General features: G+C 68.1%; 31 protein-coding genes. 22 read left to right on the top strand and 9 right to left on the bottom strand.

The window, feature by feature from the left end:
- Positions 1 to 80 precede the first annotated feature (80 nt).
- From AC07SQ_RS11200 to AC07SQ_RS11275, 16 genes are all read left to right on the top strand, one after another.
- A complete protein-coding gene (locus AC07SQ_RS11200; protein ID WP_495271177.1) occupies positions 81 to 494 on the top strand; it encodes a gamma-butyrobetaine hydroxylase family protein in 414 nt (137 codons plus the stop codon).
- A gap of 168 nt (positions 495 to 662) precedes the next feature.
- Positions 663 to 1,394 carry a bifunctional demethylmenaquinone methyltransferase/2-methoxy-6-polyprenyl-1,4-benzoquinol methylase UbiE gene (ubiE, locus tag AC07SQ_RS11205; RefSeq protein WP_056578284.1) on the top strand — a complete coding sequence of 244 codons (732 nt, stop codon included), beginning with the start codon at positions 663 to 665 and terminating at the stop codon, positions 1,392 to 1,394.
- A gap of 41 nt (positions 1,395 to 1,435) precedes the next feature.
- Complete coding sequence (locus AC07SQ_RS11210; RefSeq protein WP_495271176.1) at positions 1,436 to 2,440, top strand: Tim44 domain-containing protein; 1,005 nt, start codon at positions 1,436 to 1,438, stop codon at positions 2,438 to 2,440.
- Positions 2,441 to 2,497: 57 nt separating this feature from the next.
- Complete coding sequence (locus AC07SQ_RS11215; RefSeq protein WP_495271175.1) at positions 2,498 to 3,055, top strand: ubiquinone biosynthesis accessory factor UbiJ; 558 nt, start codon at positions 2,498 to 2,500, stop codon at positions 3,053 to 3,055.
- Positions 3,052 to 4,617 (top strand): ubiquinone biosynthesis regulatory protein kinase UbiB, encoded by a 1,566-nt coding sequence (ubiB, locus tag AC07SQ_RS11220; protein ID WP_495271174.1) that lies wholly within the window; start codon positions 3,052 to 3,054, stop codon positions 4,615 to 4,617. The genes AC07SQ_RS11215 and ubiB overlap by 4 nt, the downstream gene beginning before the upstream one ends.
- Before the next feature lie 19 nt (positions 4,618 to 4,636).
- Entirely contained in the window at positions 4,637 to 6,085 is a 1,449-nt protein-coding gene (locus tag AC07SQ_RS11225) for a high affinity choline transporter 1 (RefSeq protein ID WP_495271173.1), read from the top strand.
- Between the two features lie 106 nt (positions 6,086 to 6,191).
- Positions 6,192 to 6,533, top strand: a complete 342-nt coding sequence (locus AC07SQ_RS11230) for an FmdB family zinc ribbon protein (RefSeq protein ID WP_495271172.1) — start codon at positions 6,192 to 6,194, stop codon at positions 6,531 to 6,533.
- A 14-nt stretch (positions 6,534 to 6,547) separates the two neighbouring features.
- Positions 6,548 to 7,180: a DUF502 domain-containing protein gene (locus tag AC07SQ_RS11235; RefSeq protein WP_062477045.1), complete on the top strand. Its 633-nt coding sequence runs from the start codon at positions 6,548 to 6,550 to the stop codon at positions 7,178 to 7,180.
- Between the two features lie 37 nt (positions 7,181 to 7,217).
- A complete protein-coding gene (gene aspS / locus AC07SQ_RS11240; protein WP_495271171.1) occupies positions 7,218 to 9,023 on the top strand; it encodes an aspartate--tRNA ligase in 1,806 nt (601 codons plus the stop codon).
- 7 nt (positions 9,024 to 9,030) lie between these two features.
- Positions 9,031 to 9,507, top strand: coding sequence for a dihydroneopterin triphosphate diphosphatase (nudB, locus tag AC07SQ_RS11245; RefSeq protein ID WP_495271170.1), 477 nt, complete (start codon positions 9,031 to 9,033; stop codon positions 9,505 to 9,507).
- Positions 9,504 to 10,277, top strand: coding sequence for an endonuclease/exonuclease/phosphatase family protein (locus tag AC07SQ_RS11250; RefSeq protein WP_487847824.1), 774 nt, complete (start codon positions 9,504 to 9,506; stop codon positions 10,275 to 10,277). Before nudB ends, AC07SQ_RS11250 begins: the two co-directional genes overlap by 4 nt.
- A 73-nt stretch (positions 10,278 to 10,350) precedes the next feature.
- Positions 10,351 to 11,082 (top strand): GTP cyclohydrolase I, encoded by a 732-nt coding sequence (folE, locus tag AC07SQ_RS11255; protein WP_062477056.1) that lies wholly within the window; start codon positions 10,351 to 10,353, stop codon positions 11,080 to 11,082.
- A gap of 3 nt (positions 11,083 to 11,085) precedes the next feature.
- Complete coding sequence (locus AC07SQ_RS11260; protein WP_062477059.1) at positions 11,086 to 11,508, top strand: BLUF domain-containing protein; 423 nt, start codon at positions 11,086 to 11,088, stop codon at positions 11,506 to 11,508.
- A gap of 16 nt (positions 11,509 to 11,524) precedes the next feature.
- On the top strand, positions 11,525 to 12,406 hold the full coding sequence (locus tag AC07SQ_RS11265) for a DMT family transporter (RefSeq protein WP_369631685.1): 882 nt from the start codon (positions 11,525 to 11,527) through the stop codon (positions 12,404 to 12,406).
- 13 nt (positions 12,407 to 12,419) lie between these two features.
- Positions 12,420 to 13,244: a DUF429 domain-containing protein gene (locus AC07SQ_RS11270; RefSeq protein ID WP_495271169.1), complete on the top strand. Its 825-nt coding sequence runs from the start codon at positions 12,420 to 12,422 to the stop codon at positions 13,242 to 13,244.
- Between the two features lie 135 nt (positions 13,245 to 13,379).
- Positions 13,380 to 13,874 carry a BON domain-containing protein gene (locus AC07SQ_RS11275; protein ID WP_062477068.1) on the top strand — a complete coding sequence of 165 codons (495 nt, stop codon included), beginning with the start codon at positions 13,380 to 13,382 and terminating at the stop codon, positions 13,872 to 13,874.
- A gap of 80 nt (positions 13,875 to 13,954) precedes the next feature.
- Here AC07SQ_RS11275 and AC07SQ_RS11280 read toward each other — a convergent pair whose 3' ends face one another.
- From AC07SQ_RS11280 to AC07SQ_RS11300, 5 genes are all read right to left on the bottom strand, one after another.
- Positions 13,955 to 14,467 (bottom strand): hypothetical protein, encoded by a 513-nt coding sequence (locus AC07SQ_RS11280; RefSeq protein WP_495271168.1) that lies wholly within the window; start codon positions 14,465 to 14,467, stop codon positions 13,955 to 13,957.
- A complete protein-coding gene (locus tag AC07SQ_RS11285; RefSeq protein ID WP_495271167.1) occupies positions 14,454 to 14,837 on the bottom strand; it encodes a hypothetical protein in 384 nt (127 codons plus the stop codon). The genes AC07SQ_RS11280 and AC07SQ_RS11285 overlap by 14 nt, the downstream gene beginning before the upstream one ends.
- Positions 14,838 to 14,886: 49 nt before the next feature.
- Positions 14,887 to 15,261 carry a hypothetical protein gene (locus tag AC07SQ_RS11290; RefSeq protein ID WP_062477074.1) on the bottom strand — a complete coding sequence of 125 codons (375 nt, stop codon included), beginning with the start codon at positions 15,259 to 15,261 and terminating at the stop codon, positions 14,887 to 14,889.
- A gap of 54 nt (positions 15,262 to 15,315) precedes the next feature.
- Positions 15,316 to 15,480: a DUF1328 domain-containing protein gene (locus AC07SQ_RS11295; protein WP_070063586.1), complete on the bottom strand. Its 165-nt coding sequence runs from the start codon at positions 15,478 to 15,480 to the stop codon at positions 15,316 to 15,318.
- Positions 15,481 to 15,685: 205 nt separating this feature from the next.
- Positions 15,686 to 17,056, bottom strand: coding sequence for a CHASE3 domain-containing protein (locus tag AC07SQ_RS11300; protein ID WP_495271166.1), 1,371 nt, complete (start codon positions 17,054 to 17,056; stop codon positions 15,686 to 15,688).
- Between the two features lie 130 nt (positions 17,057 to 17,186).
- Here AC07SQ_RS11300 and AC07SQ_RS11305 point away from each other — a divergent pair, with 130 nt between their 5' ends.
- Entirely contained in the window at positions 17,187 to 17,819 is a 633-nt protein-coding gene (locus AC07SQ_RS11305; RefSeq protein WP_007837167.1) for a response regulator, read from the top strand.
- Positions 17,820 to 17,826: 7 nt separating this feature from the next.
- Here AC07SQ_RS11305 and AC07SQ_RS11310 read toward each other — a convergent pair whose 3' ends face one another.
- The gene (locus AC07SQ_RS11310) at positions 17,827 to 18,231 is read right to left on the bottom strand and encodes a response regulator (protein ID WP_062477080.1); all 405 of its coding nucleotides are present in this window, start codon (positions 18,229 to 18,231) and stop codon (positions 17,827 to 17,829) included.
- A gap of 257 nt (positions 18,232 to 18,488) precedes the next feature.
- Between AC07SQ_RS11310 and AC07SQ_RS11315 the strand changes: the two genes are divergently transcribed.
- Positions 18,489 to 20,510, top strand: a complete 2,022-nt coding sequence (locus AC07SQ_RS11315; protein WP_495271165.1) for an AsmA family protein — start codon at positions 18,489 to 18,491, stop codon at positions 20,508 to 20,510.
- 28 nt (positions 20,511 to 20,538) lie between these two features.
- On the opposite strand, the gene AC07SQ_RS11320 is transcribed toward AC07SQ_RS11315, so the two are convergent.
- From AC07SQ_RS11320 to gpmA, 3 genes are all read right to left on the bottom strand, one after another.
- Positions 20,539 to 21,303 (bottom strand): HesA/MoeB/ThiF family protein, encoded by a 765-nt coding sequence (locus AC07SQ_RS11320; protein ID WP_495271164.1) that lies wholly within the window; start codon positions 21,301 to 21,303, stop codon positions 20,539 to 20,541.
- 83 nt (positions 21,304 to 21,386) lie between these two features.
- Positions 21,387 to 22,829 (bottom strand): S41 family peptidase, encoded by a 1,443-nt coding sequence (locus AC07SQ_RS11325; RefSeq protein ID WP_062477129.1) that lies wholly within the window; start codon positions 22,827 to 22,829, stop codon positions 21,387 to 21,389.
- A gap of 123 nt (positions 22,830 to 22,952) precedes the next feature.
- Positions 22,953 to 23,696, bottom strand: a complete 744-nt coding sequence (gene gpmA, locus AC07SQ_RS11330) for a 2,3-diphosphoglycerate-dependent phosphoglycerate mutase (protein WP_013543140.1) — start codon at positions 23,694 to 23,696, stop codon at positions 22,953 to 22,955.
- Between the two features lie 105 nt (positions 23,697 to 23,801).
- Here gpmA and AC07SQ_RS11335 point away from each other — a divergent pair, with 105 nt between their 5' ends.
- The 4 genes from AC07SQ_RS11335 (at position 23,802) to AC07SQ_RS11350 (ending at position 26,122) form a co-directional block, all read left to right on the top strand.
- Positions 23,802 to 24,185, top strand: a complete 384-nt coding sequence (locus tag AC07SQ_RS11335; RefSeq protein ID WP_370681259.1) for a rhodanese-like domain-containing protein — start codon at positions 23,802 to 23,804, stop codon at positions 24,183 to 24,185.
- A 20-nt stretch (positions 24,186 to 24,205) separates the two neighbouring features.
- Positions 24,206 to 24,466 carry a glutaredoxin 3 gene (grxC, locus tag AC07SQ_RS11340; protein WP_062477087.1) on the top strand — a complete coding sequence of 87 codons (261 nt, stop codon included), beginning with the start codon at positions 24,206 to 24,208 and terminating at the stop codon, positions 24,464 to 24,466.
- Positions 24,467 to 24,594: 128 nt separating this feature from the next.
- Positions 24,595 to 25,059, top strand: a complete 465-nt coding sequence (secB, locus tag AC07SQ_RS11345; protein ID WP_056578332.1) for a protein-export chaperone SecB — start codon at positions 24,595 to 24,597, stop codon at positions 25,057 to 25,059.
- Between the two features lie 28 nt (positions 25,060 to 25,087).
- Positions 25,088 to 26,122 (top strand): NAD(P)H-dependent glycerol-3-phosphate dehydrogenase, encoded by a 1,035-nt coding sequence (locus AC07SQ_RS11350; protein ID WP_495271163.1) that lies wholly within the window; start codon positions 25,088 to 25,090, stop codon positions 26,120 to 26,122.
- The last annotated feature ends 6 nt before the right edge of the window (positions 26,123 to 26,128 follow it).

Consider the following 26,128-nt stretch of genomic DNA (forward strand, 5'->3'; position numbering starts at 1 on the left):
GCACGCCGCAGCGGAGCGCGCGGCATACTGCGCGAGTCCTCTCCCTTTTCTCTTTTTCTCTTCTTCCGAACGGATTCCCCATGGCAGGTTTGCAAGCCGGCGCGCCGACGCCCCAATCGATCACCGTGCATGGCCAGTCGCGCGTGCTCGAAGTCGGCTTCTCGGACGGCGCCACCTTCCGCATCCCCTTCGAGCTGATGCGCATCTACTCGCCGTCGGCCGAGGTGCAGGGCCACGGCCCGGGGCAGGAAGTGCTGCAGACCGGCAAGCGCGACGTCGATCTGGTCGGGCTCGAGCCGGTGGGCAACTACGCGGTGCAGCCGGCCTTCAGCGATGGCCACAACTCCGGCATCTACACCTGGAGCCTGCTGTACGACCTGGGCTCCCGGCAGGCTGAGCTGTGGGCCGACTACGAGCGGCGCCTGGCCGCGGCCGGCGTGGACCGCGATGCGCCGATGGCCGACAAGGGCGGCAGCGCCTGCAGCAGTCACTGAGCGCGAGACCGAGGGTAAACATACCCTGTTGCTATTGAAAAGATAGCCTTACACATAGCAAAGACGCGCGTTGCGGCGGCCCTCCGTTGGAGGAAAAAGCAACAAATGTCCGCCGTGCCCGCGGGGTCGTCGCCTTGAAGGAATGCCTTCCGGCCTAACATCCAGCGCATGAGTACAACCCACTTCGGCTTCGAGAAAGTCGACGAAAGCGAGAAGGCGCAACGCGTTCGCGGCGTCTTCGACTCGGTGGCCTCGCGCTACGACATCATGAACGACCTGATGTCGGCCGGACTGCACCGGGCCTGGAAGGCCTACACCGTGATGGTCGCGAACGTGGGCGAAGGCTCGCGCGTGCTCGACATCGCGGGCGGCACCGGCGACCTCGCGCTCGCCTTCTCCAAGAAGGTCGGCGCCACGGGCCAGGTGGTCCACACCGACATCAACGAAGCCATGCTGCGCACCGGCCGCAACCGCCTGCTCGACGCCGGCGTGGTGCTGCCCACCACGGTCTGCGACGCCGAGAAGCTGCCCTTTCCCGACGACCACTTCGACGTGGTCACCGTGGCCTTCGGTCTGCGCAACATGACGCACAAGGACGTCGCCCTCAAGGAGATGAACCGCGTGCTCAAGCCGCGCGGCAAGCTGCTGGTGCTCGAGTTCTCGAAGGTTGCGAAGCCGCTCACGAAGGCCTACGACTGGTATTCGTTCAACGTGCTGCCGCGCCTGGGCAAGCTCGTGGCCGGCGACGACGCGAGCTACCGCTACCTGGCCGAATCGATCCGGATGCATCCCTCGCAAGAGGAGCTCAAGACCCTCATGAAAGAGGGCGGTTTCGGACATGTGGACTATCACAACATGACGGGGGGAATTGCTGCCCTCCATGTTGGAATCAAGTGTTGATCACGATGACGACGCGAATTTTTCGCTCAAGAGGAGACGGCATGAAGAGTTTGGGTTCTTTGTTCTTGGCAGCAGCACTGGTGCTGGTGAGCGTTCAGGCGGAAGCTGCTCGCATGGGTGGCGGCAAGTCCGTCGGTCGCCAGTCGTCCAACGTGACGCAGCGCCAGGCCACGCAGCCCGCGGCCCCCGCGCAGCAGAACGCGACCAATGCGGCGCCCAAGCCCGCAACGCCCGCCGCCGCTGCACCGAAGCGTCCGTGGGGCGCAATGCTCGGCGGCCTCGCCGCCGGCCTGGGCCTGGCATGGCTCGCGAACTCGCTGGGCCTGGGTGCCGGCTTCGCCAACATCCTGCTGATCGCGCTGCTGGCCTTTGCCGCGCTCGCGGTGTGGCGCATCTTCAAGGCGCGCTCGGCCGCGTCGTCGGGCAACGCCAACCGGCAGGGCGCTTTCGCCTTCCAGGGCGCTGGCAGCCCCGCCGATGCGCGCGCACCGGCCCAGTACAGCCCGGCCAACGTCGGCAACGACGCCTCGGCACGGCCGTGGGAGCGCAACGCCACCGCGTTCGATGCCGCACCGGCATCGCACGGCAGCAGCCTCTCGGCCGCGGGTGCCGCAGCCGGCGGCAGCATGATCGGTTCGGCACTGGCCGGTTCGCAGTCCTGGGGCATCCCCGCGGGCTTCGATGCCGACGGTTTCCTGACCGCTGCCAAGCGCAACTTCGTGACCCTGCAAGACGCCTGGGACCGCGCCGACGTGTCGATGCTGCGTTCCATGATGACCGACAGCATGGTCGAAGAGATCCGCACGCAGCTGGCCGACCGCGCCAGCCACACGGGCGGTGCGCTCAACAAGACCGAAGTCGTGATGCTCGACGCCAAGCTGCTGGGCATCGAAGAGCTGCCCGACGCCTACATGGCGAGCGTGGAGTTCTCCGGCATGATCCGCGAAGACGCCTCGGTGGGTCCCGCCCCATTCCGCGAAGTCTGGAACATGACCAAGACCGGCAGCGCCGGCTGGCTCGTCGCAGGCGTGCAAGCGCTGCAATGACAAAAACCTGAGCCGCGGCCGTCAACCGGCCGTAGCACTGACGGGATAATGGGGACCATGGCTACACCATCGTCCCCTTTTTCTTTGCTCGGCGACCTGTTCAACCGCATCGGCGAACGCCTGCAACCGCCGGCCTGGGCCGTCCACGAGATCCAGCACCGCGCGGTCCTGTTCCTGAACCACGTGCTGCAGCAGGAGCCTGAAGCGCAGCAGCGGCTGCTGCGCCAGCAGGGCCGGGTGGTGCGCTTCCAGTGGCGCTTCGTGACGATGGAACTGGTGGCCACGCCGGCCGGCCTGCTCGACTTGGCACCTGCCGGCTCCACGCCCGAACTCACGCTCACCGTGATCGATGACTCCCCCCTCGACATCGCCCGCGCCACGCTGCGCGGCGACAAGCCCTCCGTGCAGATCGTTGGCGACGTGCAACTCGCGGCCGAGGTCAACTGGCTGGTCGACCACGTGCGCTGGGACGTCGAGGACGACCTGGCCCGCGTGATCGGCGACGTGCCCGCGCACACGCTGGGCAACGGCGTGCGGCGCGTGGTCGGCGCGCTGCGCCAGTTCGTCGGCGACCGCTCGGCCCGTGCCGGCGGTGCGGCGGGCCACGCCGAATGAGTCGCTTCTATCGCGGCCTGTTCATCGTCTGGGTCGCACTGCGCTATGGCCTGGACGAGCTCGTGCTCACGAGCTTCCAGAAGCCCTGGCTGCGCGTGGTGGCGCGCATCGTCTCCATCGGACGCAACCTCGACGCGCCGCGCGGCCAGCGCTTGCGCGAGGCGCTGGAGCGGCTGGGCCCCATCTTCGTGAAGTTCGGCCAGGTGCTGTCCACGCGGCGCGACCTGCTGCCGCCCGACATCGCCGACGAGCTGGCCTTCCTGCAGGACCGCGTGCCGCCGTTCCCCTCGGCGGTGGCGGTCGCGACCATCGAGCGCGCCTTCCGCCGCCCGGTGAGCGACGTGTTCGTGCAGTTCGACGAAACACCCATCGCCAGCGCCTCGATCGCGCAGGTGCACTTCGCGACCATCCGCACCAACCAGGGCGAGATCCGCGACGTGGCGGTGAAGGTGCTGCGCCCCAACATGCGCGGCGTGATCGAGAAGGACCTGGCCCTGATGGCCATGATGGCCGGCTGGATCGAGAAGCTCTCGCCCGACGGCAAGCGCCTGAAGCCGCGCGAGGTGGTCGGCGAGTTCGACAAGTACCTGCACGACGAGCTCGACCTCGTGCGCGAGGCCGCCAACGCCGCGCAGCTGCGCCGCAACATGGCCTCGCTCGACCTGGTGCTGATCCCCGAGATGTTCTGGGACTTCTGCCACCCCGAAGTCATCGTGATGGAGCGCATGAACGGCGTGCCCATTGCCCAACTCGACAAGCTGCGCGCCGCCGGCGTCGACATTCCCAAGCTCGCGCGCGACGGCGTGACGATCTTCTTCACGCAGGTGTTTCGCGACGGCTTCTTTCACGCCGACATGCACCCGGGCAACATCCAGGTGAGCCTGGCGCCCGAGACCTTCGGGCGCTACATCTCGCTCGACTTCGGCATCATTGGCACGCTCACCGAGTCCGACAAGGAGTACCTCGCGCAGAACTTCGCGGCCTTCTTCCGGCGCGACTACAAGCGCGTGGCCGAGCTGCACCTGGAAAGCGGCTGGGTGCCCCAGGGCACGCGCATCGACGAACTCGAGGCGGCGATCCGCACCGTGTGCGAGCCCTACTTCGACCGGCCGCTGAAGGAAATCTCGCTGGGCATGGTGCTGATGCGCCTGTTCCAGACCTCGCGCCGCTTCCACGTCGAGATCCAGCCGCAGCTGGTGTTGCTGCAGAAGACCCTGCTGAACATCGAGGGCCTGGGCCGCAGCATCGACCCCGAGCTCGACCTCTGGGCCACGGCCAAGCCCTTCCTCGAGAAGTGGATGATCGACCAGATCGGGCCGAAGAAGCTGTTCCAGCAGCTGCGCGCCGAGGCGCCGCGCTACGCGAAATTGCTGCCGCAATTGCCGCGTTTGCTGCACGATTTCCTGGAAAATCGGCCGCCCGATCACCGCCGCGAGTTGCAGGAGCTGCTAGCCGCGCAGAAGCGCACCAACCGGCTGCTGCAGGCCATCCTCTATGGCGGCATCGGATTCGTCCTGGGGTTGCTCGCCATGCAAGTGCTGGTGCGCGTGCGTTTGTTCTAGAGGCTGGAGGAGTTTCGCCGTGTTGTTGACGCTGGTCATCGTCTATCTGCTGGTCACCATCGCCATCGGCCTGTATGCGGCCAAACGGGTGAAGAACACCACCGACTTCGCGATCGCGGGGCGGCACCTGCCGCTGTTCATGATCATCACGACCACCTTCGCGACCTGGTTCGGGTCCGAGACGGTGCTCGGCATCCCGGCCAAGTTCATCGAGGGCGGCCTGAGCGGCGTGGTCGAAGACCCGTTCGGCGCGGGCACCTGCCTGATCCTGGTGGGCCTGTTCTTCGCGGGCAAGCTGTACCGCATGACGCTCTTGACCATCAGCGACTACTACCGCGAGCGCTACGGCCGCAGCGTGGAAGTGGCCTGTTCGCTGATCATCATGCTGAGCTACCTGGGCTGGGTGTCGGCGCAGGTCACGGCGCTGGGGCTGGTGTTCAACGTGCTGTCGGCCGGCGCCATCAGCATCCCGCTGGGCATGGTGATCGGCGTGGTCTCGATCCTGGCCTACACGCTGTTCGGCGGCATGTGGTCGGTGGCCGTGACCGACTTCATCCAGATGATCATCCTGGTCGTCGGCCTTGCGGTGATCGCGATGTTCGCGGGCGACATGGCCGGCGGCGCCGACAAGGTGGTGGCTTTCGCGGTCAGCAAGGACCTCTTCAAGTTCTGGCCCGAGCCCAACTGGCACGACATGGTGTTCTTCTTTGCCGCGGCCATCACGATGATGCTGGGCTCCATTCCGCAGCAGGACGTGTTCCAGCGCGTGATGTCGGCCAACAGCGTCAAGGCCGCGACCCGCGGGCCGGTGATCGGCGGCGTGGCCTACATCCTGTTCGCCCTCGTGCCGATGTTCCTGGTGGCCAGCGCGCTGCTCATCATGCCGGAGGAGGTCGCCGTGCTGCTGAAGGAGGATCCGCAGAAGGTGCTGCCCACGCTGGTGCTGCAGAAGATGCCCTTCGTGATGCAGGTGCTGTTCTTCGGCGCGCTGCTGTCGGCCATCAAGTCGACCGCCTCGGCCACCCTGCTGGCGCCCAGCGTCACCTTCACCGAGAACATCTGGCGCCAGTTCCGTCCGGCCGGCACCGACCGCGAGAACCTGATGACCATGCGCATCACGGTGCTGCTGTTCAGCGCCGCCGTGCTGGCCTACGCGATCCGCATGCAGGGCACGCCGATCTACGAACTGGTGTCGGGCGCCTACCAGGTGCCGCTGGTCGGGGCCTTCGTGCCGCTGGTGTGCGGCCTTTACTGGCGCCGCGCCACCACCCAGGGCGCCATCGCCTCGATCGTGGGGGGCATCGGCGTCTGGCTGCTGTTCATGGCGATGCCCTGGGGTACCGCCTTCCCGGCCCAGCTGGCGGGCGTGCTGTCCTCGTTCGGGGGCATGGTCATCGGCTCGCTGCTGCCGCAATGGATAGCGAACACTCACACGCCGCACCGCCTTCTGGCGACCGAGCCGGCCTGACGGCGGGCCGGGCCGCGCCCCCACGGCCCCCTGCGGGCGGGGGCGCCCCTATAATCGAGGGCTTTGCGAGCGGCAGCTGCGTCGCTCATTCCCACCCCGATTTCCCATGCCCATTTACGCCTACAAGTGCAGTTCCTGCGGCTTTGCCAAGGACGTTCTGCAGAAGATGTCGGACACGCCGCTCTCGGTGTGCCCGGAATGCGGTGCGAGCGCATTTGAAAAGCAGGTCACGGCCGCCGGCTTCCAGCTCAAGGGCTCGGGCTGGTACGTGACCGACTTCCGCGAGGGCGGCGGCAAGAAGTCCGAGGCCGCCACCGCGCCCGCTGCGTCCGGCGACGGTGCCAAGTCGGCCGACGCTTCTTCTTCGTCCCCCGCCTCCAGCCCCGCACCGGCGCCCGCTCCCGCGTCGGCCCCCGCTGCAACGGCTGCCGCCAAGAGCGGCGACTGACGGAACCCTCTCCCATGTCCGCCCTGCGCAAATGGTTGTTCTCCGGCTTGCTGGTGATCGTTCCGCTGTTCATCACCCTGGCGGTGCTGAAGTGGATCATCGACACGCTCGACCAGACGCTGTGGGTGCTGCCGGGCGCATGGCAGCGCTGGCTCTACGACAACAACATCCGCGGGCTCGGTGTGCTGCTCACGCTGGCCATCCTGCTGGTGGTCGGTGCCATTGCGAGCAACTTCGTCGGCAAGCGCCTGCTCGGCTGGGGCGACGCCGTGGTGCGCCGCATTCCGGTCGTGCGCTCGATCTACTCGAGCGTCAAGCAGGTGTCGGACACGCTGTTCTCCGAGAACGGCAACGCATTCCGCACGGCAGTGCTGATCCAGTGGCCGCGCGAGAGCGTGTGGACCATTGCCTTCGTGACCGGCGCGCCGGGCAACGAGGTGGCCGAGTACCTGGGCAGCGAGGAATTCCTCAGCGTCTACGTGCCGACCACGCCCAACCCCACGGGCGGCTACTTCGTCATGCTCAAGCGCAGTGACTGCGTCGAACTGAAGATGAGCGTGGACGAAGCGCTCAAGTACATCGTCTCGATGGGCGTGGTCGTTCCAGGCGGCCCCTCCTCGGTGGCGATCAAGCCATCCAACTCATAAAAACGAACGCGCCACGACGGCGCCGGAAGTCATCTCTATGGCCATGCGTACTCACTATTGCGGTCTTGTGACCGAAGCCCTGTTGGGCCAGACCGTCACCCTGTGCGGGTGGGTCAACCGTCGCCGCGACCACGGCGGCGTGATCTTCATCGACGTGCGCGACCGCGAAGGCTATGTGCAGGTGGTGTGCGACCCCGACCGCGCCTCGACCTTCGCCGTGGCCGAGAACCTGCGCAACGAGTTCTGCGTGCAGATCACCGGCCTGGTGCGTTCGCGTCCCGAAGGCACGACCAACGACAGCCTCAAGAGCGGCAAGATCGAAGTGCTGTGCCACGAACTGAAGGTGCTGAACCCGTCGGTCACGCCCCCGTTCCTGCTGGACGACGACAACCTGTCGGAAACCACCCGCCTCACGCACCGCGTGCTCGACCTGCGCCGCCCGGCCATGCAGCGCAACATGATGCTGCGCTACAAGGTGACGATGGAAACGCGCAAGTTCCTCGATGCCAACGGCTTCATCGACATCGAGACGCCGATGCTGGGCAAGTCCACGCCCGAAGGCGCGCGCGACTACCTCGTGCCCAGCCGCGTGCACGACGGCAGCTTCTTCGCGCTGCCGCAGTCGCCCCAGCTGTTCAAGCAGCTGCTGATGGTGGCCGGCTACGACCGCTACTACCAGATCGTGAAGTGCTTCCGCGACGAGGACCTGCGCGCCGACCGCCAGCCTGAATTCACGCAGATCGACATCGAGACCTCGTTCCTCGCCGAAGAGGAAATCCGCGAGATGTTCGAAGGCATGATCCGCAATGTGTTCCGCAACGCCGCGGACATCGACCTGCCGGTGTTTCCGACCATGAGCTACGCCGACGCGATGTTCAAGTACGGCTCGGACAAGCCCGATCTGCGCGTGAAGCTCGAGTTCACCGAACTCACCGAGCTGATGAAGCGCGTCGAGTTCAAGGTGTTCTCCAACGCCGCCACCATGGCCGGCGGCCGCGTCGTCGCACTGCGCGTGCCCGGCGGCGGTGCCGAGGGCGGCCTGTCGCGCGGCGAGATCGACGCCTACCAGGAGTTCGTGAAGATCTACGGCGCCAAGGGCCTGGCCTACATCAAGGTCAACGACGCAGCCGCCGGCCGCGACGGCCTGCAAAGCCCGATCGTCAAGAACCTGGACGACGCCACGCTGGCCGAGATCATCGCCCGCACCGGTGCGCGCAACGGCGACATCCTGTTCTTCGGCGCCGACAAGGAAAAGGTCGTCAACGACGCCATCGGCGCGCTGCGCGTGAAGATCGGCCACAGCGCCTTCGGCAAGAAGGCGGGCCTGTTCGACGACCGCTGGGCACCGCTGTGGGTGGTCGACTTCCCGATGTTCGAGTTCGACGAGGAAGGCCAGCGCTGGAGCGCCGTGCACCACCCGTTCACCGCACCGAAGGACGGCCACGAAGACCTCATGGACACCGCGCCCGAGAAGTGCATCGCCAAGGCCTACGACATGGTGCTCAACGGCATCGAGATGGGCGGCGGTTCGGTGCGTATCCACCGCGAGGAAGTGCAGAGCAAGGTGTTCCGCGCGCTCAAGATCAGCGCCGAGGACGCGCAGCTCAAGTTCGGCTTCCTGCTGGACGCGCTGCAGTACGGCGCGCCGCCGCACGGTGGCATCGCCATCGGCCTGGACCGCCTCGTCATGCTCATGACCGGCGCCGAGTCGATCCGCGATGTGATCGCCTTCCCCAAGACCCAGCGCGCGCAAGACCTGCTGACGCAGGCGCCGAGCCCGGTCGACGAGAAGCAGCTGCGCGAACTGCACATCAAACTGCGCAACACGCCGCAGGCGGCCTGATGCAGCCATGACGACCGGCACCCGGCCCTGGAAGATCCCGGAGTCGGTGCTGGTCGTGATCCACACGCCGGCACTCGATGTGCTGCTCATCCGGCGTGCGGATGCCGAGTCCGACTTCTGGCAGTCGGTCACCGGCAGCAAGGACGCCCTCGACGAGCCGCTCGCGCTCACGGCCGCCCGCGAGGTCGCCGAGGAAACCGGCATCCAGTGCGGCGAGGGCACGCCGCTGGCGTCGCAACTGGTCAACTGGCAGCTGCGCAACGTCTACGAGATCTACCCGGGTTGGCGCGCGCGCTACGAACCCGGCATCACCCACAACACCGAGCACCTGTTCGGCCTGTGCGTGCCCGAACGCCTGACGCCCGTGCTCGACCCGCGCGAGCACACCGACTGGCAATGGCTGCCGTACCACGAGGCGGCCGACGCCTGCTTTTCCCCGTCGAACGCCGAAGCCATTCTGTTGCTGCCAGAATTTGCGCGATGAACCCACCGGCCGCCGCAGCAGCAGCAACGCAGAACCTCCGGGTCGCGACCTACAACATCCACAAGGGTGTGCAGGGGATCGGGCCGGCGCGTCGGCTCGAAATCCACAACCTGGGCCATGCCATCGAGCAGCTCGATGCCGACATCGTCTGCCTGCAGGAAGTGCGCAAGATGAACCGCCAGGCCGCTGCACGCTTTCCGCGCTGGCCCGAGCTGCCGCAGGCCGACTTTCTGGCGCCCGAGGGCTACACGGCCGTCTACGAGACCAACGCCGTCACGCGCCACGGCGAGCACGGCAACGCGTTGCTCACGCGCTGGCCGGTGATTCGCACCGGCCACCAGGACATCTCCGACCACCGCTTCGAGCAGCGCGGCCTGCTGCATGCCGTGATCGACGTCGAAGGGCGCCGGGTGCACGCGATCGTGGTGCACCTGGGGCTCATCAAGGGCAGCCGCGTGCGGCAGGTGGCCCGGCTGCGCGAGTTCATCGAACGCGAGGTGCCGGCCGACGAGGCCGTGGTGGTGGCCGGCGACTTCAACGACTGGGGCGCGCGCATGCGCTACGCCATGAACGCCATGGGCCTGCGTGACACCAGCGACCTGCGCGGCCCGCGCACGCTCACATACCCGTCGCGCCTGCCCGTGACGCAACTCGATTTCGTCTATGGTCGCCAGCTCGAACCGCTGGCCTGCAACGTGCCGCGCGGCCCGATCTGGGCCCGCATGTCCGACCACCTTCCGCTGGTAGCCGACTTCGCGCTACCTAATTGATAGCATTGCTCCGAGAAGGGGCGGGCGTTGCAGCCCGAATCCCCTGGGGCCATTCACTGGTACGATCCCCGCCATGCTGAGGAAAACCGACGTCGAACCGCTTCCCGATCGAAAAGACGATGACGAGGGCACCCCCGTCTCCGTCAAGATCCGCGAGCGACTGAATGCAGCGCGCAAGCGTTTCAACGCCAACGACAACATCGCCGAGTTCATCCAGCCAGGCGAGCTGGAGTCGCTGCTCGACGAGGTCGAGGTCAAGATGAAGGGCGTGCTCGAGAGCCTGGTCATCGACGTCGAGAACGATCACAACACCGACAACACCGCGCGCCGCGTGGCCAAGATGTACCTCAACGAGGTGTTCCGCGGCCGCTATGTGCCGGCACCTCCGCTCACCGAGTTTCCCAATGCCGAGCACCTGAACGAGCTGATGATCGTCGGCCCGATCACCGTGCGCAGCGCTTGCTCGCACCACTTCTGCCCGATCATCGGCAAGCTGTGGATCGGCGTGATGCCCAACGAGCACACGAACGTGATCGGCCTGTCGAAGTACGCGCGCCTGGCCGAATGGGTCATGGGCCGTCCGCAGATCCAGGAAGAAGCCGTGGTGCAACTGGCCGACCTGATCCAGGAAAAGACGCAGCCCGACGGCCTGGCGCTGGTCATGGAGGCCGAGCACTTCTGCATGGCCTGGCGCGGCGTGAAGGAAATGGACAGCAAGATGATCAACTCCGTCATGCGCGGCGTGTTCCTGAAAGACCCGAGCCTGCGTCGCGAATTCCTCTCCCTCCTGCCACGAAAGAGCTGAGCCATGCTGGTCCGACTTCTCTATGCCAGTCGCGCCGTCGATACCAGCCCCGAGGCCATCGAGGCGATCCTCGCGAAATCGCGCACGCACAACCCGGCCTGCGGCATCACGGGCATCCTCTGCTACGGCGCCGGCACCTTCCTGCAGGCGATCGAGGGCGGGCGCGACGCCATCAGTGATCTCTACGGCCACATCCAGCGCGATCCGCGCCACAAGGACGTGGTGCTGCTGCACTATGAAGAAATCTCCGAGCGCCGCTTCGGCGGCTGGACGATGGGGCAGGTCAACCTCTCCAAGCTCAACGCCTCGACGCTGCTGAAGTACTCCGAGAAGCCCGAGCTCGACCCGTACAAGGTCTCGGGCAAGGTCTCGCTCGCGCTGCTCGAAGAACTGATGGCCACCGCGGCCATCGTCGGCCGCCACTGATCCCGGTTCGACCGGGGTGCCCCTTTCCGCTTTCGCACTGATCCTGCTGGCCGGGGTCATCCATGCCAGCTGGAACATCGCCGCCAAGAAGGCGAACGGCGATTCGCGCTTCGCGTTCCAGAGCGGCGTGTTCATGGCCGTGGTGTGGGCGCCCGTGGGCATCACCCTCGGCTGGAGCGTCGTGCCGACCTGGGGCACGAAGGAGTGGGCCTTCATCGTGCTGAGCGGCGTGCTGCACGTCTTCTATTACGTCGTGCTGCTGCGCGGCTACCGCAAGTCCGATCTCACGGTGGTCTACCCGCTGGCGCGCGGCTCGGGGCCGCTGCTGTCGTCGCTGGTGGCGATCCTGTTCCTGGGCGAGAAGATCAGCCTCGTCGGCGTGGCCGGCATCTTCGGCGTGGTGCTCGGCGTGTTCCTGGTGGCCGGCGGCCCGCGCCTCTTTCACAAGAAGCACGACCCGGTGCAGCGCGAGCGCGTGCACAAGGGCATGCGCTACGGCGTGCTGACCGGCGCCTTCATCGCGGCCTACACGGTCACCGACAGCTACGCCGTCAAGTTCCTCGCGATGTCGCCGATCCTGCTCGACTACATGAGCAACTTCGTGCGCCTCGTGCTGCTGCTGCCCGCCGCGCTGCAGGACCGCGCGACCACCGCGCGCATGTGGCGTGAGCAGTGGAAGTACGCGCTGCTGGTGGCGGCGATCAGCCCCGTCTCGTACGTGCTGGTGCTGTACGCGGTGCAGCAGGCGCCCATCTCGCACGTCGCGCCGGCGCGCGAGGTGTCGATGCTGTTCGCCGCGCTGATCGGCGGGCACCTGCTGCGCGAAGGCGACCGCATGCTGCGGCTGCTGGGCGCGCTGTTCATCGCGGCCGGCGTGATCGCGCTCGCACTGGGTTGACCGAAGGCGGGCGATGCTCTTCGGCTGCGATTTCTCGAGCGCACCGACCGCCCGCAAGCCCATCGTCGTGGCCGTCGGCGAGATGGCCGGCCCGGACGTCGTCGCGCTGACCGGTCTGCACCGCTTCGCCACGCTCGACGCCTGGGGCCAGTGGCTCGACAGCAGCACGCCCGCCTGGGTCGGCGGGTTCGACTTTCCCTTCGGCCTGCCGCGCGAACTGGTCGAGCACCTGCAGTGGCCGACCGCGTGGGACGCGCTGATCGCCCACTACGCCGGCCTGAGCCGCGCCGAGATCCGCGACACCTTCGCCGCCTTCTGCGCGGCGCGTCCGGTCGGCGGCAAGTTCGCGCACCGTGCGACCGACGCGCCGGCCGGCTCGAGCCCGTCGATGAAGTGGGTGAACCCGCCCGTCGCCTACATGCTGCATGCTGGCGTGCCGCGCCTGCTCGCCGTCGGCGCCACCTTGCCGGGCCTGCACACGGGCGCGCACAAGGAGCGCATCGCGCTGGAGGCGTATCCCGGCCTGCTGGCCCGCGAGCTGATCGGCCGGCGCAGCTACAAGAGCGACGACCTCGCGCGCCAGTCGCCCGAACGCGAAGCCGCGCGCGCCGACCTGCTGGCCGCGCTGGAATCCGGGCGCACGCGGCTCGGCCTGCGCCTCCAACTCACGGCCGCGCCGCGCGACGGGCTGCGCGCCGACGCCAAGGGCGACGAGCTCGACGCCGTGCTGTGCCTGCTGCAGGCCGCCTGGGCCCGGCAGCGCGCCGGCAGCCCGGGGCCTGGCTACGGATTGCCGTTGTCCATGGACCCGCTCGAAGGCTGGATCGTCAGCGCCTGAGCCGCCTGCCGTCGCTTGCTTGTCCTACAGCGCTTCGGGCCTGCGGCGACACCCGGGCGCGGGCGGCGGGGACTAGATTGACTGGCGTGGACCAAGCCGGTCCATGTACCCATTCCGACCGCAGGAGGATTTCCCATGACAACGTCGAACCGTTCCCTCGCTCCCTTTGCCACCTCGCGCACCTGGCTCGCCGTGCTCGCAGCCGGCGCCGCGCTGACCCTGGCCGCCTGCGACAAGCCGGGCAACCAGACGGCCGGCGAGAAGCTCGACAGCGCCGTCGCCAAGACCGAGCAGGCGGCCTCCGATGCCAAGGCCAAGACCGAACAGGCCGCGGCCGACGCCAAGACCGGCATGGCCGGCGCCACGGCCGATGTGAAGGAAGCCGCCAAGGACGCCACCGCCGCCGTGACCGCCACGGTCGACGATGCCGCGATCACCGCCTCGGTCTCGGCCGGCCTGGCCAAGGACCCGGACCTGAGCGCGATCAAGATCGACGTCGACACCAAGGGCGGCGCCGTGAGCCTCAAGGGCCCGGCCCCGACGGCCGCCGCCAAGTCGCGCGCCGAGGAGATCGCCAAGGCCGTGCAGGGCGTGAAGTCGGTGAACAACCAGCTCGAAGTGAAGGGCTGACCGGCCCTTGCGCCGCGCCCAGCAAAAAGCCCGGTTCGACCGGGCTTTTTCTTGTCTGCATGCCACGCGTTGGCGTGACGTCAGGGCGGGTCTTGCCGAGGCGGCCGCGCAGGCTTCTGCAGCAGCGTGTTGACCAGGTCGGCCACGTCGGAGGTCTTGAGCACCGCCGCGATCACGGCCGTGGCCGAGAGCAGCCGCCAGGGCCGCACGAGCACCAGCAGCGAGCCCGTGGCGGCCGCGGCGGCCATGAGCTTGACGGGCTCGGTGCGGGCGTAGTGTTCGAGCAGGGGGCGGGCCAGTTGGCCGGCCGCGTGCGCGGGATGGCGGCGCCACCAGCGCTGCACCACGCCGCGCGCCATCGCGCTCCAGACGTTGTGGCGGCGCCCCGGCGAGGCGGGTGGCGCATCGCCGGCGTCGGTGTGTGCGTATTCGAGATCGTCGTCGGCGTCACCGGCGGCCAAGGCGCGATGGGGCGCCGGTGCATCCGGCTCGCCGCCGTTCAGTTGCCGCACGAGCGCGCGGCGCGACAGGGCCAGCCGCTGTTGCGGCGTGAGTTGCGGTGCGGCAGGGCGGCGGGGATCAGGGCTGCTCATGGCGGGCTCCGGCGGCATGCAGCGCGTCGAGGTCCGCGGCCAGCTGGGCACGCAGATCGTCGAAGCCGTAGTTCGGACTCGGGCGGGTGGCGATCCAGGTGCAGATCGCCGCGATCACCACCGCCACGGCAGGCACGGCCACCAGCACCCAGTGGAAGCTGCCGTGCAGCACGCCGAGCAGCACGGCCACGCCGATCAGCCCGAGGGCGAGCACGGCGGTGGCCACGGCCAGGACGCTCGCGACCAGTCGGGCAACCAGGCCGCGTCCCGCCACGGCACTCTCCTGCCGGACAAGGGCTGCGTAGTTGGCGATGTGATCGGCAATGAGCTCCGGGTGCCCGAGCACCGTCGAGAAGATCGGATGAAGCATGTGCGAGGGTGGTCGGGCGGGGGCGGTCGGTCAGTGGCGATGCAACGGATCAGTAGTCGTCGCGGTTGCGGCGGCTGGCCAGCACGATCAGTGCCGTGATGGCGGCGCCGGCAGCGGCGGCCAGCAGCACCGAGCGCACGGGCTGGTCGGAGATGTAGCGGCCGGTCACGTCGGCGGCCTGTTCGATGCGGCGGTGCGCGCGGGCGCTGGTGGTCGAAGCGGCGTCGAGGCCGCGCTGCACGGCTTGCTGCACGCGTGCGGCCAACTGCTCGACACCCGGTTCGGCGTCGCGGCGCAGTTCGCGGACCTTTTCGCCCGCCGCATTCACCGCGTTCTGAGCGTAGGCGCGGGTGGTTTCGGCCGCTTCCTGGGCGGTCTGGCGCACGTCGTCGGCGAGTTGCGAAGGGGTCTTGGTCGTGTTCATGGGAGAGTCCTTTCCGGGAAGATGAAATGCGGGAGCCTGTGGATCGTAACTACGCTACTTGCGTCGTAGCAAGCCGGCCAGGAAGCTGGCGATGGCGAGCACGGCAAAGATGATGAAAAGGACCTTGGCGATCCCCACCGCGCTGGCGGCAATGCCACCGAAGCCGAACACGGCAGCGATGAGTGCGATGACCAGAAATACCACGGCGTAGTGCAGCATGCGGAACTCCTTCGAGGCTTCCCTCTTTGTGGTTTGAAACCATGCATCCGGGCGCATCGCTGAAGACGCGGCCCGGTGCCGGATGACACAGGACCCACCTTAAGGGCAGGGCCGCATCGGCCCTGTCAGCGACCGGGGCGGGGGTGCGTAGGAGGCGACCGAGTCGCCGCAGGCCCCGGGGCGTGAAGAAATGCCAGCGCCTGCGTCAGGCACCGCGCGACGCGGGGGTGTCGGGGCTCGCCGGCGTGCCGGCCTGCGGTGTCGGCTTCACCACCGGCAGCATCGCGGTGAGCCGCGTGCCCTGGCCGGGCGCCGAGGTGATGGTGAGCTTGCCGCGCGCCGCCTCGACCCGGTGGCGCATGCCCGCCAGGCCGTGCGTCGACGGGCGCATGCGCTGCGCGTCGAAGCCCTTGCCGTTGTCGGCCACTTCCACGATCACGTGGTTGGCGTAGTTCTTCAGCACGATGGTGGCTTCGCTTGCCTCGGCGTACTTGCCGATGTTGGTCAGGCTCTCCTGCACCATGCGGTAGATCGTGAGCTGGCGCGATTCGTCCATGCTCACGGGCTCCAGCGCCATCTCGATCTCCAGCCCCGAGCGCTCCCCGAACTCGCGCCCCAGGATTTCCAGCGAGGCGACCAGCCCGAGGTTGGAGAGCGACGAAGGCCGCAGGTCCTCGATGATGCGGCGCTTCAGTGCGATGCCGCTGTTGAGCAGCTCGGTCAGATGCTGCAGCCGCTGGATCGCGTCGGGCGAGTCGGCCAGGCGCGACTTCAGCCGCGCCACGTCGAGCTTGGCGGCCGTGAGCAGCGAGCCCAGCTCGTCGTGCAGCTCGCGCGCCAGGTAGCCGCGCTCGGTCTCGCGCACGTCCTGCAGGTGGGTGGCGAGTTCGGCCAGCGAGGCGGTGCGCTCGCGCACCTCGTCTTCGAGGGCGTTGCGTTCGCGTTGCAGCGCTTCCTGCTGGCGCTCGCCCACGGAGCGCAGCGCGTGCGTCTGGCGCAGGTACAGGAAGAAGGCGATCAGCGCCGCGAGCGCCACGATGCCGGTGCCGACGCGCGCCAGCTGCAGCGACTTCATCACCTGCAGCTGGCCAGCCTGCAGCGTCGCGTTGCTGGTCTTCACCAGCTCGTTGGCCGTGGCGCGGATGGCTTCCATCTCCTCGCGGCCGACGTCGGTGGTCATGACGAACTTCCAGGCGTCCTCGTTGCCCTCGTGGCGCAGCCGCACGCTCATGTCCATCTCGGCGATCTTGCGCAGCACGTGCTTGGACAGCTCGGACAGCTGGGTGCGCTCGGCCGGGCGTTCGGCGTACAGCTGGCGCAGCGTGGCCAGGTTGCCGTCCACCTGCTTGACCGCGATGTCGTAGGGCTGGCGGTAGGCGGCTTCGCCCGTGAGCAGGAAGCCGCGCTGGCCGGTTTCGGCGTCCAGCATGTTCTGCAGGATCTGGTTGAGCGTGCCGCGGATCTGCTGCGCCTCGTCGATGTCCGCCAGGGCGCGGCTCGATTGCCGGTATCCTGCCTCGTTGATGCCCACGAGGGCCAGCGCGGCCAGCGCCGCGAGCAACAGGCTCACGGCCATTTTTTGGGGGGCTAACCAGTGCATGACACCCTTAGGGTCGCATTCAATGCAACTTCGTGAATAATTGATAACAATCAGGGACCGGCATGCTGCGGCTTCCAAAGCTGCGGCACAACGACGAAAGTAACAGATGATCAAAATTGGAATTGTGGACGACCACGCCATCGTGCGATCGGGCCTCCGGCAGTTCTTCTCCGAGCACGTGGACCTGCGCGTGGCGGGCGAGGCAGCGAGCGGCCGTGAAGCCATCGAGCTGGTACGCACCACCGAACTGGACGTGCTGGTGATGGATCTCTCCATGCCGGGACAAAGTGGTATCGATGCACTCGCCATGATCCGCGCCAAGGCGCCGGACGTGGGCATCCTGATCCTCAGCGGCTACCCCGAGGAGCACTACGCGATGAACCTGATCCGTCAGGGCGCCAGCGGCTACCTCAACAAGGAGTGCGATCCGATCGAGATCGTGAACGCCATTCGCACCATCTCGCTGGGCCGGCGCTACATCACGCCCGCTGTGGCCGAACTGCTGGCCCGCCAGCTCGACCGCAAGGACGACGCCGCGCCGCACGAGCAGCTCTCGGAGCGCGAGTTCCAGGTCTTCCTGAAGCTGGCCAAGGGCGAGACCGCCGGCGACATCGCCAAGACGCTGTCGCTGTCGGTGAAGACGGTGAGCACCTACCGCACGCGGCTGATGGAGAAGATGAACCTGTCCTCCAACAGCGACCTGACCTACTACGCGCTGAAGAACAAGCTCATCGATTGAGCTGCGCCTAGGCATCGCCGGGTGCGGACCGCAGCGCGGCGGCCTGGCGGATGCAGAAGTCGACCAGTGCGTCGATCTCGTTCGACTTGTCGAACACCGCGTCGACCCCGAACTCGGCGCAGCGGCGCCGGATGTCGGGCGTCGCATAGTTGCTGAGCACCACCACCTTCTGGCCGGGCTTGCGCGACTGGCAGGCCTGAAGGATGCCCAGGCCGCTTCCCTGCTTGAGAAAGAGATCGACGATGGCCAGGTGCCACTCGTCGGCATGGTCGTGCAGCCAGTCGCGCGCGTGCTGCTCGGTTTCCGCAAAGCCCACGACCGTGGTGCAGGTGAGCTCTTCCAGAGTGCCGATGAGGTTTTCACGGATCGTGGGGTTGTCTTCGACAACGTAGGTCTGCAATCTGGAATCCATGCCGAACCGCGCTTCCTCTGAGGTGGGCAGGTGCTCGTGTCCAAGCGCCCTGCGGAGGAGAGAGCCTGCCCATGGACATTGAGGCTTTCCCGCAGCGGATCATGCAGGGTTCAAGGGCCGCGCGTTGTAGGCGGGTTCTGACGCATGTGCAGGCGGCTGTCTCCACGCCGCCTCGCGCCCGCCCGTAGGCCAAGCCGCACGGGGTCTGCGGCCCGCCGCCGACCCGGTTCGGGTGCGCATCCGGGTAAGAATCGACCATGGCAACCCAATCCCTTCGCACCCGGCCGCGCTGGCAGAAGCTGCTGGCGGCCTTCGTGCTGCTGGTCGCCGTCCTGCTGACCGCGTTCGCGCTCCTCGTGGCCTTCTTTCCGTGGGACACGCTGCGCGAGCCGCTCAACCGCTTCGTGAGCGAGAAGACCGGGCGCAAGTTCGAGATCACCCGCCGGCTCGACGTGGACCTGGGCTGGAAGGCCGCCACCATCCACTTCGACGGCATCGAGTTCGCCAACCCCGACTGGGCGCGCGACCCTTACCTGGTGAAGGCCGAGCGCGCGAGCTTCGAGATCCGCCTGTGGCCGCTGATCGACAAGCGGGTGGTCATTCCGAGCCTGGCGCTGACCGCGCCCACCGTCGGCCTGCAGATGGAATCCGATGGACGCCGCACCTGGGCCTTCGGCAAGGACACCTCCGACACCGGCACCGTGCCCACCATCGGCCTGATCCAGGTCGACAAGGGCGCCGTCGACTTCCTGGCCGCGCACCTTGGCGTCGACGTGCATGCCGACCTGGACTACGACAGCAACCGCGGCGAGCTGCCGCTGCACTACCGCATCAAGGGTCGCTACAAGGGCCAGCCGCTCACGGCCGACGGGCGCACCGGCAACGTGCTGCAGATCAACGCCGCGGGCGCGCCGCCGTTCCCGCTCGAGATCAACGCCGCCGCCGGCCAGACCCGGCTCAAGGCCAATGGCACGGTGGCCCAGCTCGCGGGCTTCGACGGCATCGACGCCACCTTCCAGATCAAGGGCCAGACGCTGAGCGCGCTGTACCCGCTGCTGGGCATCGTGCTGCCGCAGACCCCGCCCTATGCGCTGAGCGGCGGGCTGCGCAAGCGCGGCAAGCTCTGGGAGGCGGCGGGGCTCAACGGCCGCCTGGGCCTGTCGGACATCGGCGGCGACATGGCGTTCGACCAGGCCGGCAAGGTGCCGCGCCTGTCGGGCACGCTGCGCTCGCGCGTCATGGACATGGACGACCTCGGCCCGCTGATCGGCCTGCCGCCCACGGCGCGCTCCGCCAACGCGGTGGAAGGCGTGGCGCCGGTCGCCTCGGCCCAGCCCAAGCGCCCGCCCGGCGGCAAGGTGCTGCCGACCACGCCGTTCGACTTCGGGCGGCTGCACGCCATGAACGCCGACGTCGCCTACACGGCCGAGCGCATCCGCAACGTGCGCGAGGTGCCGCTGGACCGCGGCAGCGTCAAGATCCGGCTGACCGACGGCGTGCTGTCGCTCGACCCGCTCGACCTGGGCGTGGCCAACGGCAAGCTCGTGGGCGCGATCCGCATCGACGCCACCAAGACGCCGGCCGACATCCGCGCCTCGCTCGACGTGCGCGGCCTGCGGCTGGCGCGGCTCATTCCCAAGCTGGAGAACTCGGGCAACAGCGTCGGCCGGCTCGACGGGCGCATCAACCTGTCGGGCGCCGGCAATTCGGTGGCCAGCTGGCTCGGCGGCGCGTCGGGCGACATGGCGGTGCTGTCGGGCCGCGGCCAGTTCGGCAACCTGATGCCCGTGTTCGCGACGCTGGTGGGCGGCGACATCCTGAAGTTTCTGCTGCGCGGCGACCGCGACGTCGAGCTGCGCTGCGCGGCGCTGGCCTTCGACGTGAACAAGGGCGTGATGAACGGGCGCACGCTGGTGCTGGACACCACCAACGCCGTCTTCACCGCCACCGGCCAGGCCAACCTCGCGACCGAGACGCTGGACTTCGTGATCCGGCCCGAGCCCAAGAGCGCGAGCTTCCTGTCGCTGCGCACGCCACTGGTCGTGAGCGGCACCTTCGGCGCGCCCAAGGGCGGCGTCGAGATCGGGCCGCTGGCCGGCCGCGGCCTGGCGGCGCTGGCGCTGGGCGCCATCAACCCGCTGCTGGCGCTGGCCGCGACCATCGAGACCGGCCCCGGCGAGAACGCCGACTGCACGGGCGTGCTGGCGCTGGCGAACCGGCCCACGGCCGGGGCCGCCGCGCGCGGTGCGGCGCGGGCCAAGGGGGCTCGCCAGCCTTAACGAAAGAAAGAAGAGGGCAGGCGGGCGCTCAGGCGCCGGCCTGGGGCCGCTGCGCGCAGACGCTGCAGTGCGGGTCGCGCGAGACGCGCAGCGTGTCGAAGCCGGTGCTGCGCCCGTCGAACATCAGCAGCTTGCCCGCCAGCGACGGGCCGATGCCGGCCAGCAGCTTGAGCGCCTCGCTGGCCTGCAGCGTGCCGATGGTGCCGACCACCGGGCCGAACACGCCGAGCACCGCGCAGCGCGTTTCCTCGAAGCTGGCCTCGGGTGGGAACAGGCAGGCGTAGCAGGGGCAGGCCGCGTCGCGCGTGTCGTAGACGCTCAGCTGGCCGTCGAAGCGGATCGCCGCGCCCGCCACCAGCGGTTTGGCATGCGCCACGCAGGCGCGGTTCACGGCCTGCCGGGTGGCGAAGTTGTCGCAGCAATCGACCACCACGTCGGCCTCAGCCACGAGCCGCGACAGCAGCGCCTCGTCGGCGCGCACGGCGTGGGTCTCGATGGCGATGCCGGGGTTGATGTCGCGCATGGCCTGCGCGGCCGATGCGACCTTGGGTTGGCCCACTCGCGCATGCGTGTGAGCGACCTGCCGCTGGAGATTGGTGAGATCGACCTCGTCGTCGTCGACCAGCACGATGTGGCCGACCCCCGCTGCCGCGAGGTACAGCGCCACCGGCGAGCCCAGCCCGCCGGCGCCGATGACGAGCACCCGCCCGGCACTGACGCGCGCCTGGCCGTCGATGCCGAATTCTTCGAGGAGGATGTGCCGCGAATAGCGCAGCAGGTCGTGATCGTCCATGCGCGCCTGCCTGGGCCTGTGCGGGGGAGGGGAAAACGCCGGTAGCGCGAACCGCACGGGTGCGTGCGGCCCGCTCGCCGGGATCAGTTTTCCTTCTTCTCGTCCTTGTTGTCGACGATGACCTGCGTCTTGCTGACGAGCACCGGCTGGCCCTTCAGGCGGTTGAGCGCCTGCACCAGCGGGAAGTCCTTGTCGGTGCCGAACTCGGGCACCTTGCGGTCCTGCGGCGGCTTCTTGGCTTCTTCCTCGAGGCGCTTGCGGGCTTCGTCGCGGGCCTTTTCACGCTCCGGGTCTTTGACCTCGGGGCCCTGGCCGCTGGCCAGGTGCTTCTCGAGGTCGGCCTCGCGCATGCGCAGGGCGGCGAAGGGGCTGCCCTCGGCGCTTTCGTCGACCAGCACGTTGGGCACGATGCCCTTGGCCTGGATCGAGGTGCCGCTGGGCGTGTAGTAGCGCGCGGTGGTGATCTTCAGGCCGGTGTCCGGGCCGAGCGGGCGCACGGTCTGCACCGAGCCCTTGCCGAAGGTCTGGCTGCCCATGATGGTGGCGCGCTTGTGGTCCTGCAGCGCGCCGGCCACGATCTCGCTGGCCGAGGCCGAGCCTTCGTTCACCAGCACCACCAGCGGCACATTCTTGAGCGCTGCCGGCAGGTTGCGCAGCGGGTCGCTGCCCGAGCGGCGCTGGTAGTACTCGGGCGCCGCCTTGTAGATCGACTTGCTTTCGGCCAGCTGGCCGTCGGTGGTGACCACCGTGACGTTCTCGGGCAGGAAGGCCGCCGACACCGCCACGGCCGCGTCGAGCAGGCCGCCTGGGTCGTTGCGCAGGTCGAGCACCAGGCCCTTGAGGTTCGGGTCTTCCTTGTAGAGCTCCTCGATCTTCTTGACGAAGTCGTCGACCGTGCGCTCCTGGAACTGCGACAGGCGGATCCAGCCGTAGCCCGGCTCGATCATCTTGCCGCGCACCGACTGGGTACGGATTTCCTCACGCGTGATCGTGACCGGGAAGGTGCGGCTCTCGTCCTTGCGGAAGATGGTCAGCAGCACCTTGGTGTTGGCCTCGCCGCGCATGCGCTTGACGGCTTCGTTCAGCGACAGGCCGCGCACGGCCGTGTCGTCGATCTTGGTGATCAGGTCGTTCGGCTTCAAGCCGGCGCGGAAGGCCGGCGAGCCTTCGATGGGGGAGACGACCTTGATGAGGCCGTCTTCCTGCGAGATCTCGATGCCCACGCCGACGAAGCGGCCCGTGGTGCCCTCGCGGAATTCCTTGAAGGACTTCTTGTCGAAGTACTGCGAGTGCGGATCGAGCCCGGCGACCATGCCCGAGATGGCGTCCGAGATGAGTTTCTTCTCGTCGACCGCCTCGACATAGTCGCTCTTGACCATCCCGAAGACGGCCGCGAGCTGCTGCAATTCCTCGAGCGGAAGCGGCGCGAGCGAACCCCGCGCGACCGTCTGCAGCGAGACGGTGGTCAGGACGCCAGCAACGGCGCCGGCGGCGACCCAGCCGGTGATCTTCAGTTTCTGGCCCATCATGAGTGAAATGTCCTGTATGTCGACGGCTGTCGAACCAATATACACAGCTTGGAAGCAAATTGCCTGCCGGGGTTCCACGGAGGAACCGGCAGGCGGGGTTTTCTTCTTTTGCTTACGTCTTCAGCCCTTGCCCTGCGAAGCCACCGCGGCGGCGGCCTTTTCGGCGGCCGCGGCATCGCCCAGGTAGTAGTGGCGCAGGGGCTTGAGGTCGTCGTCCAGCTCGTACACGAGCGGGATGCCGTTCGGGATGTTCAGGCCGACGATGGCGTCGTCCGAGATGCCGTCCAAGTACTTCACCAGTGCGCGGATCGAGTTGCCGTGCGCGGCCACGACCAGGCGGCGGCCAGTGCGGATGGCCGGGGCCATCGATTCGTTCCAGAACGGCAGCACGCGCGCCACCGTGTCCTTCAGGCATTCGGTCAGCGGGATCTGTTCGGGCGACAGCTTGGCGTAGCGCACGTCGGAGCGCTCGCTGCGCGGATCGTCGGCTTCCAGCGGCGGCGGCGGGGTGCTGTAGCTGCGGCGCCAGACCAGCACCTGCTCGTCGCCGTACTTCTTGGCCGTTTCGGCCTTGTTCAGGCCCTGCAGGCCGCCGTAGTGGCGTTCGTTGAGGCGCCAGGAGTGCACCACGGGCAGCCAGGTGCGGTCGAGTTCGTCGAGCGTGTGCCAGAGGGTGCGGGTGGCGCGCTTGAGCACGCTGGTGTAGGCCACGTCGAAGTCGTAGCCCTCGGCCTTGAGCAGCCGGCCGGCCTGCTTGGCCTGCTCGACGCCGGTTTCGGTCAGGTCGACGTCGGTCCAGCCGGTGAAGCGGTTTTCGAGGTTCCAGGTCGATTCGCCGTGGCGGATCAGTACCAGTTTGTGCATGTCGGAGGCCTTTGGCAGCGCGTGGGAAAACCAGCATTCTAAAATCCCGGGTTTGCCATCCAAGGAACCCCCGTGAAATTGATCGAATTCGTCACCGCGAACTGGATGCTGATCCTGATGGCGCTCACCTCGGGCGGCATGCTGGCCTGGCCGATGCTCCGGGGTGCGGGCGGCGGCACGCTCACGGCCCAGGGCGCCGTGCAGCTCATCAACCGCGAACGCGCGGTGCTGGTCGACGTGCGCGAACCCGAAGAATTCGCGACCGGCCACATGATCGGCGCCAAGAACGTGCCCCTGAACCTGCTGGACGAGAAGCTGGCCAGCACGGTCAAGAACAAGAACGTGCCGCTGCTGCTGGTGTGCGCCACCGGCGCCCGCGCCCAGCGCGCCGTGGCCACGGCCAAGAAGCTCGGCTACGAGCAGGCCCAAGCGGTGGCCGGCGGGCTCAAGGCCTGGAAAGAGGCTAACCTGCCGGTTGAAAAAGCCTGATTGTTCCCAAGGTAGAGCGCATGCAAGCCGTCAAGATGTACACCACCGCCGTCTGCCCGTACTGCACGCGTGCAAAGCAGATCCTCAAGGCCAAGGGCGTCGAGCAGATCGAAGAGATCCGCATCGACACCGACCCGCAAGCCCGCACCACCATGATGGAGATCACCCAGCGCCGCACGGTGCCGCAGATCTTCATCGGCGACACCCACGTGGGCGGCTGCGACGACCTCATGGCCCTGGACAGCCGCGGCGGACTCGTTCCGTTGCTGCAAGGCGCCTGAAGCCCCGCGCGGCCGGGCGTCACGAAAGTGCGCGGGCCGTCGGGCGATAATCGTTTGTTCCCTCATCTGCAGCCCGCTGCGGGACCCTCTCCCCGGCGGGCATTGTTTTGATCCTCGAAAGTTCAGCCATGGCCGACCAGCAAGCCCAAGATCCCGTGTTCCAGATCCAGCGCGTCTACCTCAAGGACCTGTCGCTCGAACAACCCAACTCGCCCGCGATCCTGCTGGAGCAGACGCAGCCCACCGTCGACATCCAGCTCGGCGTGGACGCCCAGCCCGTGGCCGACGGCATCTTCGAGATCACCGTGTCGGCCACCGTGCAGACCAAGATCGAAGACCGCACCGTGTTCCTGGTCGAAGCCAAGCAAGCCGGCATCTTCGAGATCCGCAACCTGCCGGAAGACCAGATGGGCCCGATCCTGGGCATCGCCTGCCCGCAGATCGTCTACCCGTACCTGCGCGGCAACGTCGCCGACGTGATCCAGCGCGGCGGCTTCCCGCCCGTGCACCTGGCCGAAATCAACTTCCAGGCCATGTACGAGCAGCAGCAAGCCCAGGCCGCCGGCCAGGCTGCCCCCACCCTGGCCCAGTAAACCGGCCGCACGACGCCGCCAGCGCACGATGAAGATCTGCGTTCATGGCGCCGGTGCCTGGGGCACGGCCGTCGCAGTCAACGCGGCGGCCCGCCACGAGGTCACCCTCTGGGCGCGCGACGCCGCCCAGGCCGACGCCATGTCGGCCGCGCGTGAAAACACCCGCTACCTTCCCGGGCTGGCCCTGCCGGCCTCGCTGGCCGTGCGCGCGGGCGACATCGCCCAGGCGCAGGCCGGGGCCGACCTCGTCATCGTGGCCACGCCCATGGCCGCCCTGCGCGAACAGCTGATCGCCCTGCGCGGCACCAGCGCCCAGGTGGCGTGGCTGTGCAAGGGTGTCGAGCCCGCGCTCGATGCCTCTCCCACCGCCTACGGCCTGCTCGCCCATGAGATCTGGGTCCAGGTCGCCCCTGAATTGAAGGCAGGCGTGCTCAGCGGCCCCAGCTTTGCGCAGGAGGTCGCCGAAGGGCGCCCGACCGCGCTGGTGGCCGCCAGCCCGCACGCCGGCGTGCGCGATGCGCTGGTCGACGCCTTCCATGGCCCGGCCCTGCGCGTGTACGCCAACGACGACATCGTCGGCGTCGAAGTCGGCGGCGCCGTCAAGAACGTGCTCGCCATCGCCACCGGGCTGTGCGACGGCCTCGCGCTCGGGCTCAACGCCCGCGCGGCGCTGATCACCCGCGGCCTGGCCGAAATGACCCGTTTCGGCTTGGCGCTCGGCGCCCGCGCCGACACCTTCATGGGCCTGTCGGGCCTGGGCGACCTCGTGCTGACCGCCACCGGCGACCTGTCGCGCAACCGCAAGGTCGGGCTGCTGCTGGCCCAGGGCCGCACGCTCGCGCAGGCCGTCGATTCGCTGGGCCACGTGGCCGAGGGCGTGTACTGCGCCCGCACCGTGGTGCAGCGCGCGCGCGGCCTGGGCATCGAGATGCCCATCGCCGAAGGCGTGGTCGCGCTGCTCGACGGCCAGGTGAGCCCGCGCGACGCCGTCGCGGCGCTGACCGGGCGCGACCCGGTGCCGGAATCGGTGCAAGCCGGTTCGGCTCCCCGCCACTCCTCCTGAAAAATT

The sequence above is a fragment of the Variovorax sp. GW821-FHT06D12 genome (assembly GCF_059419205.1).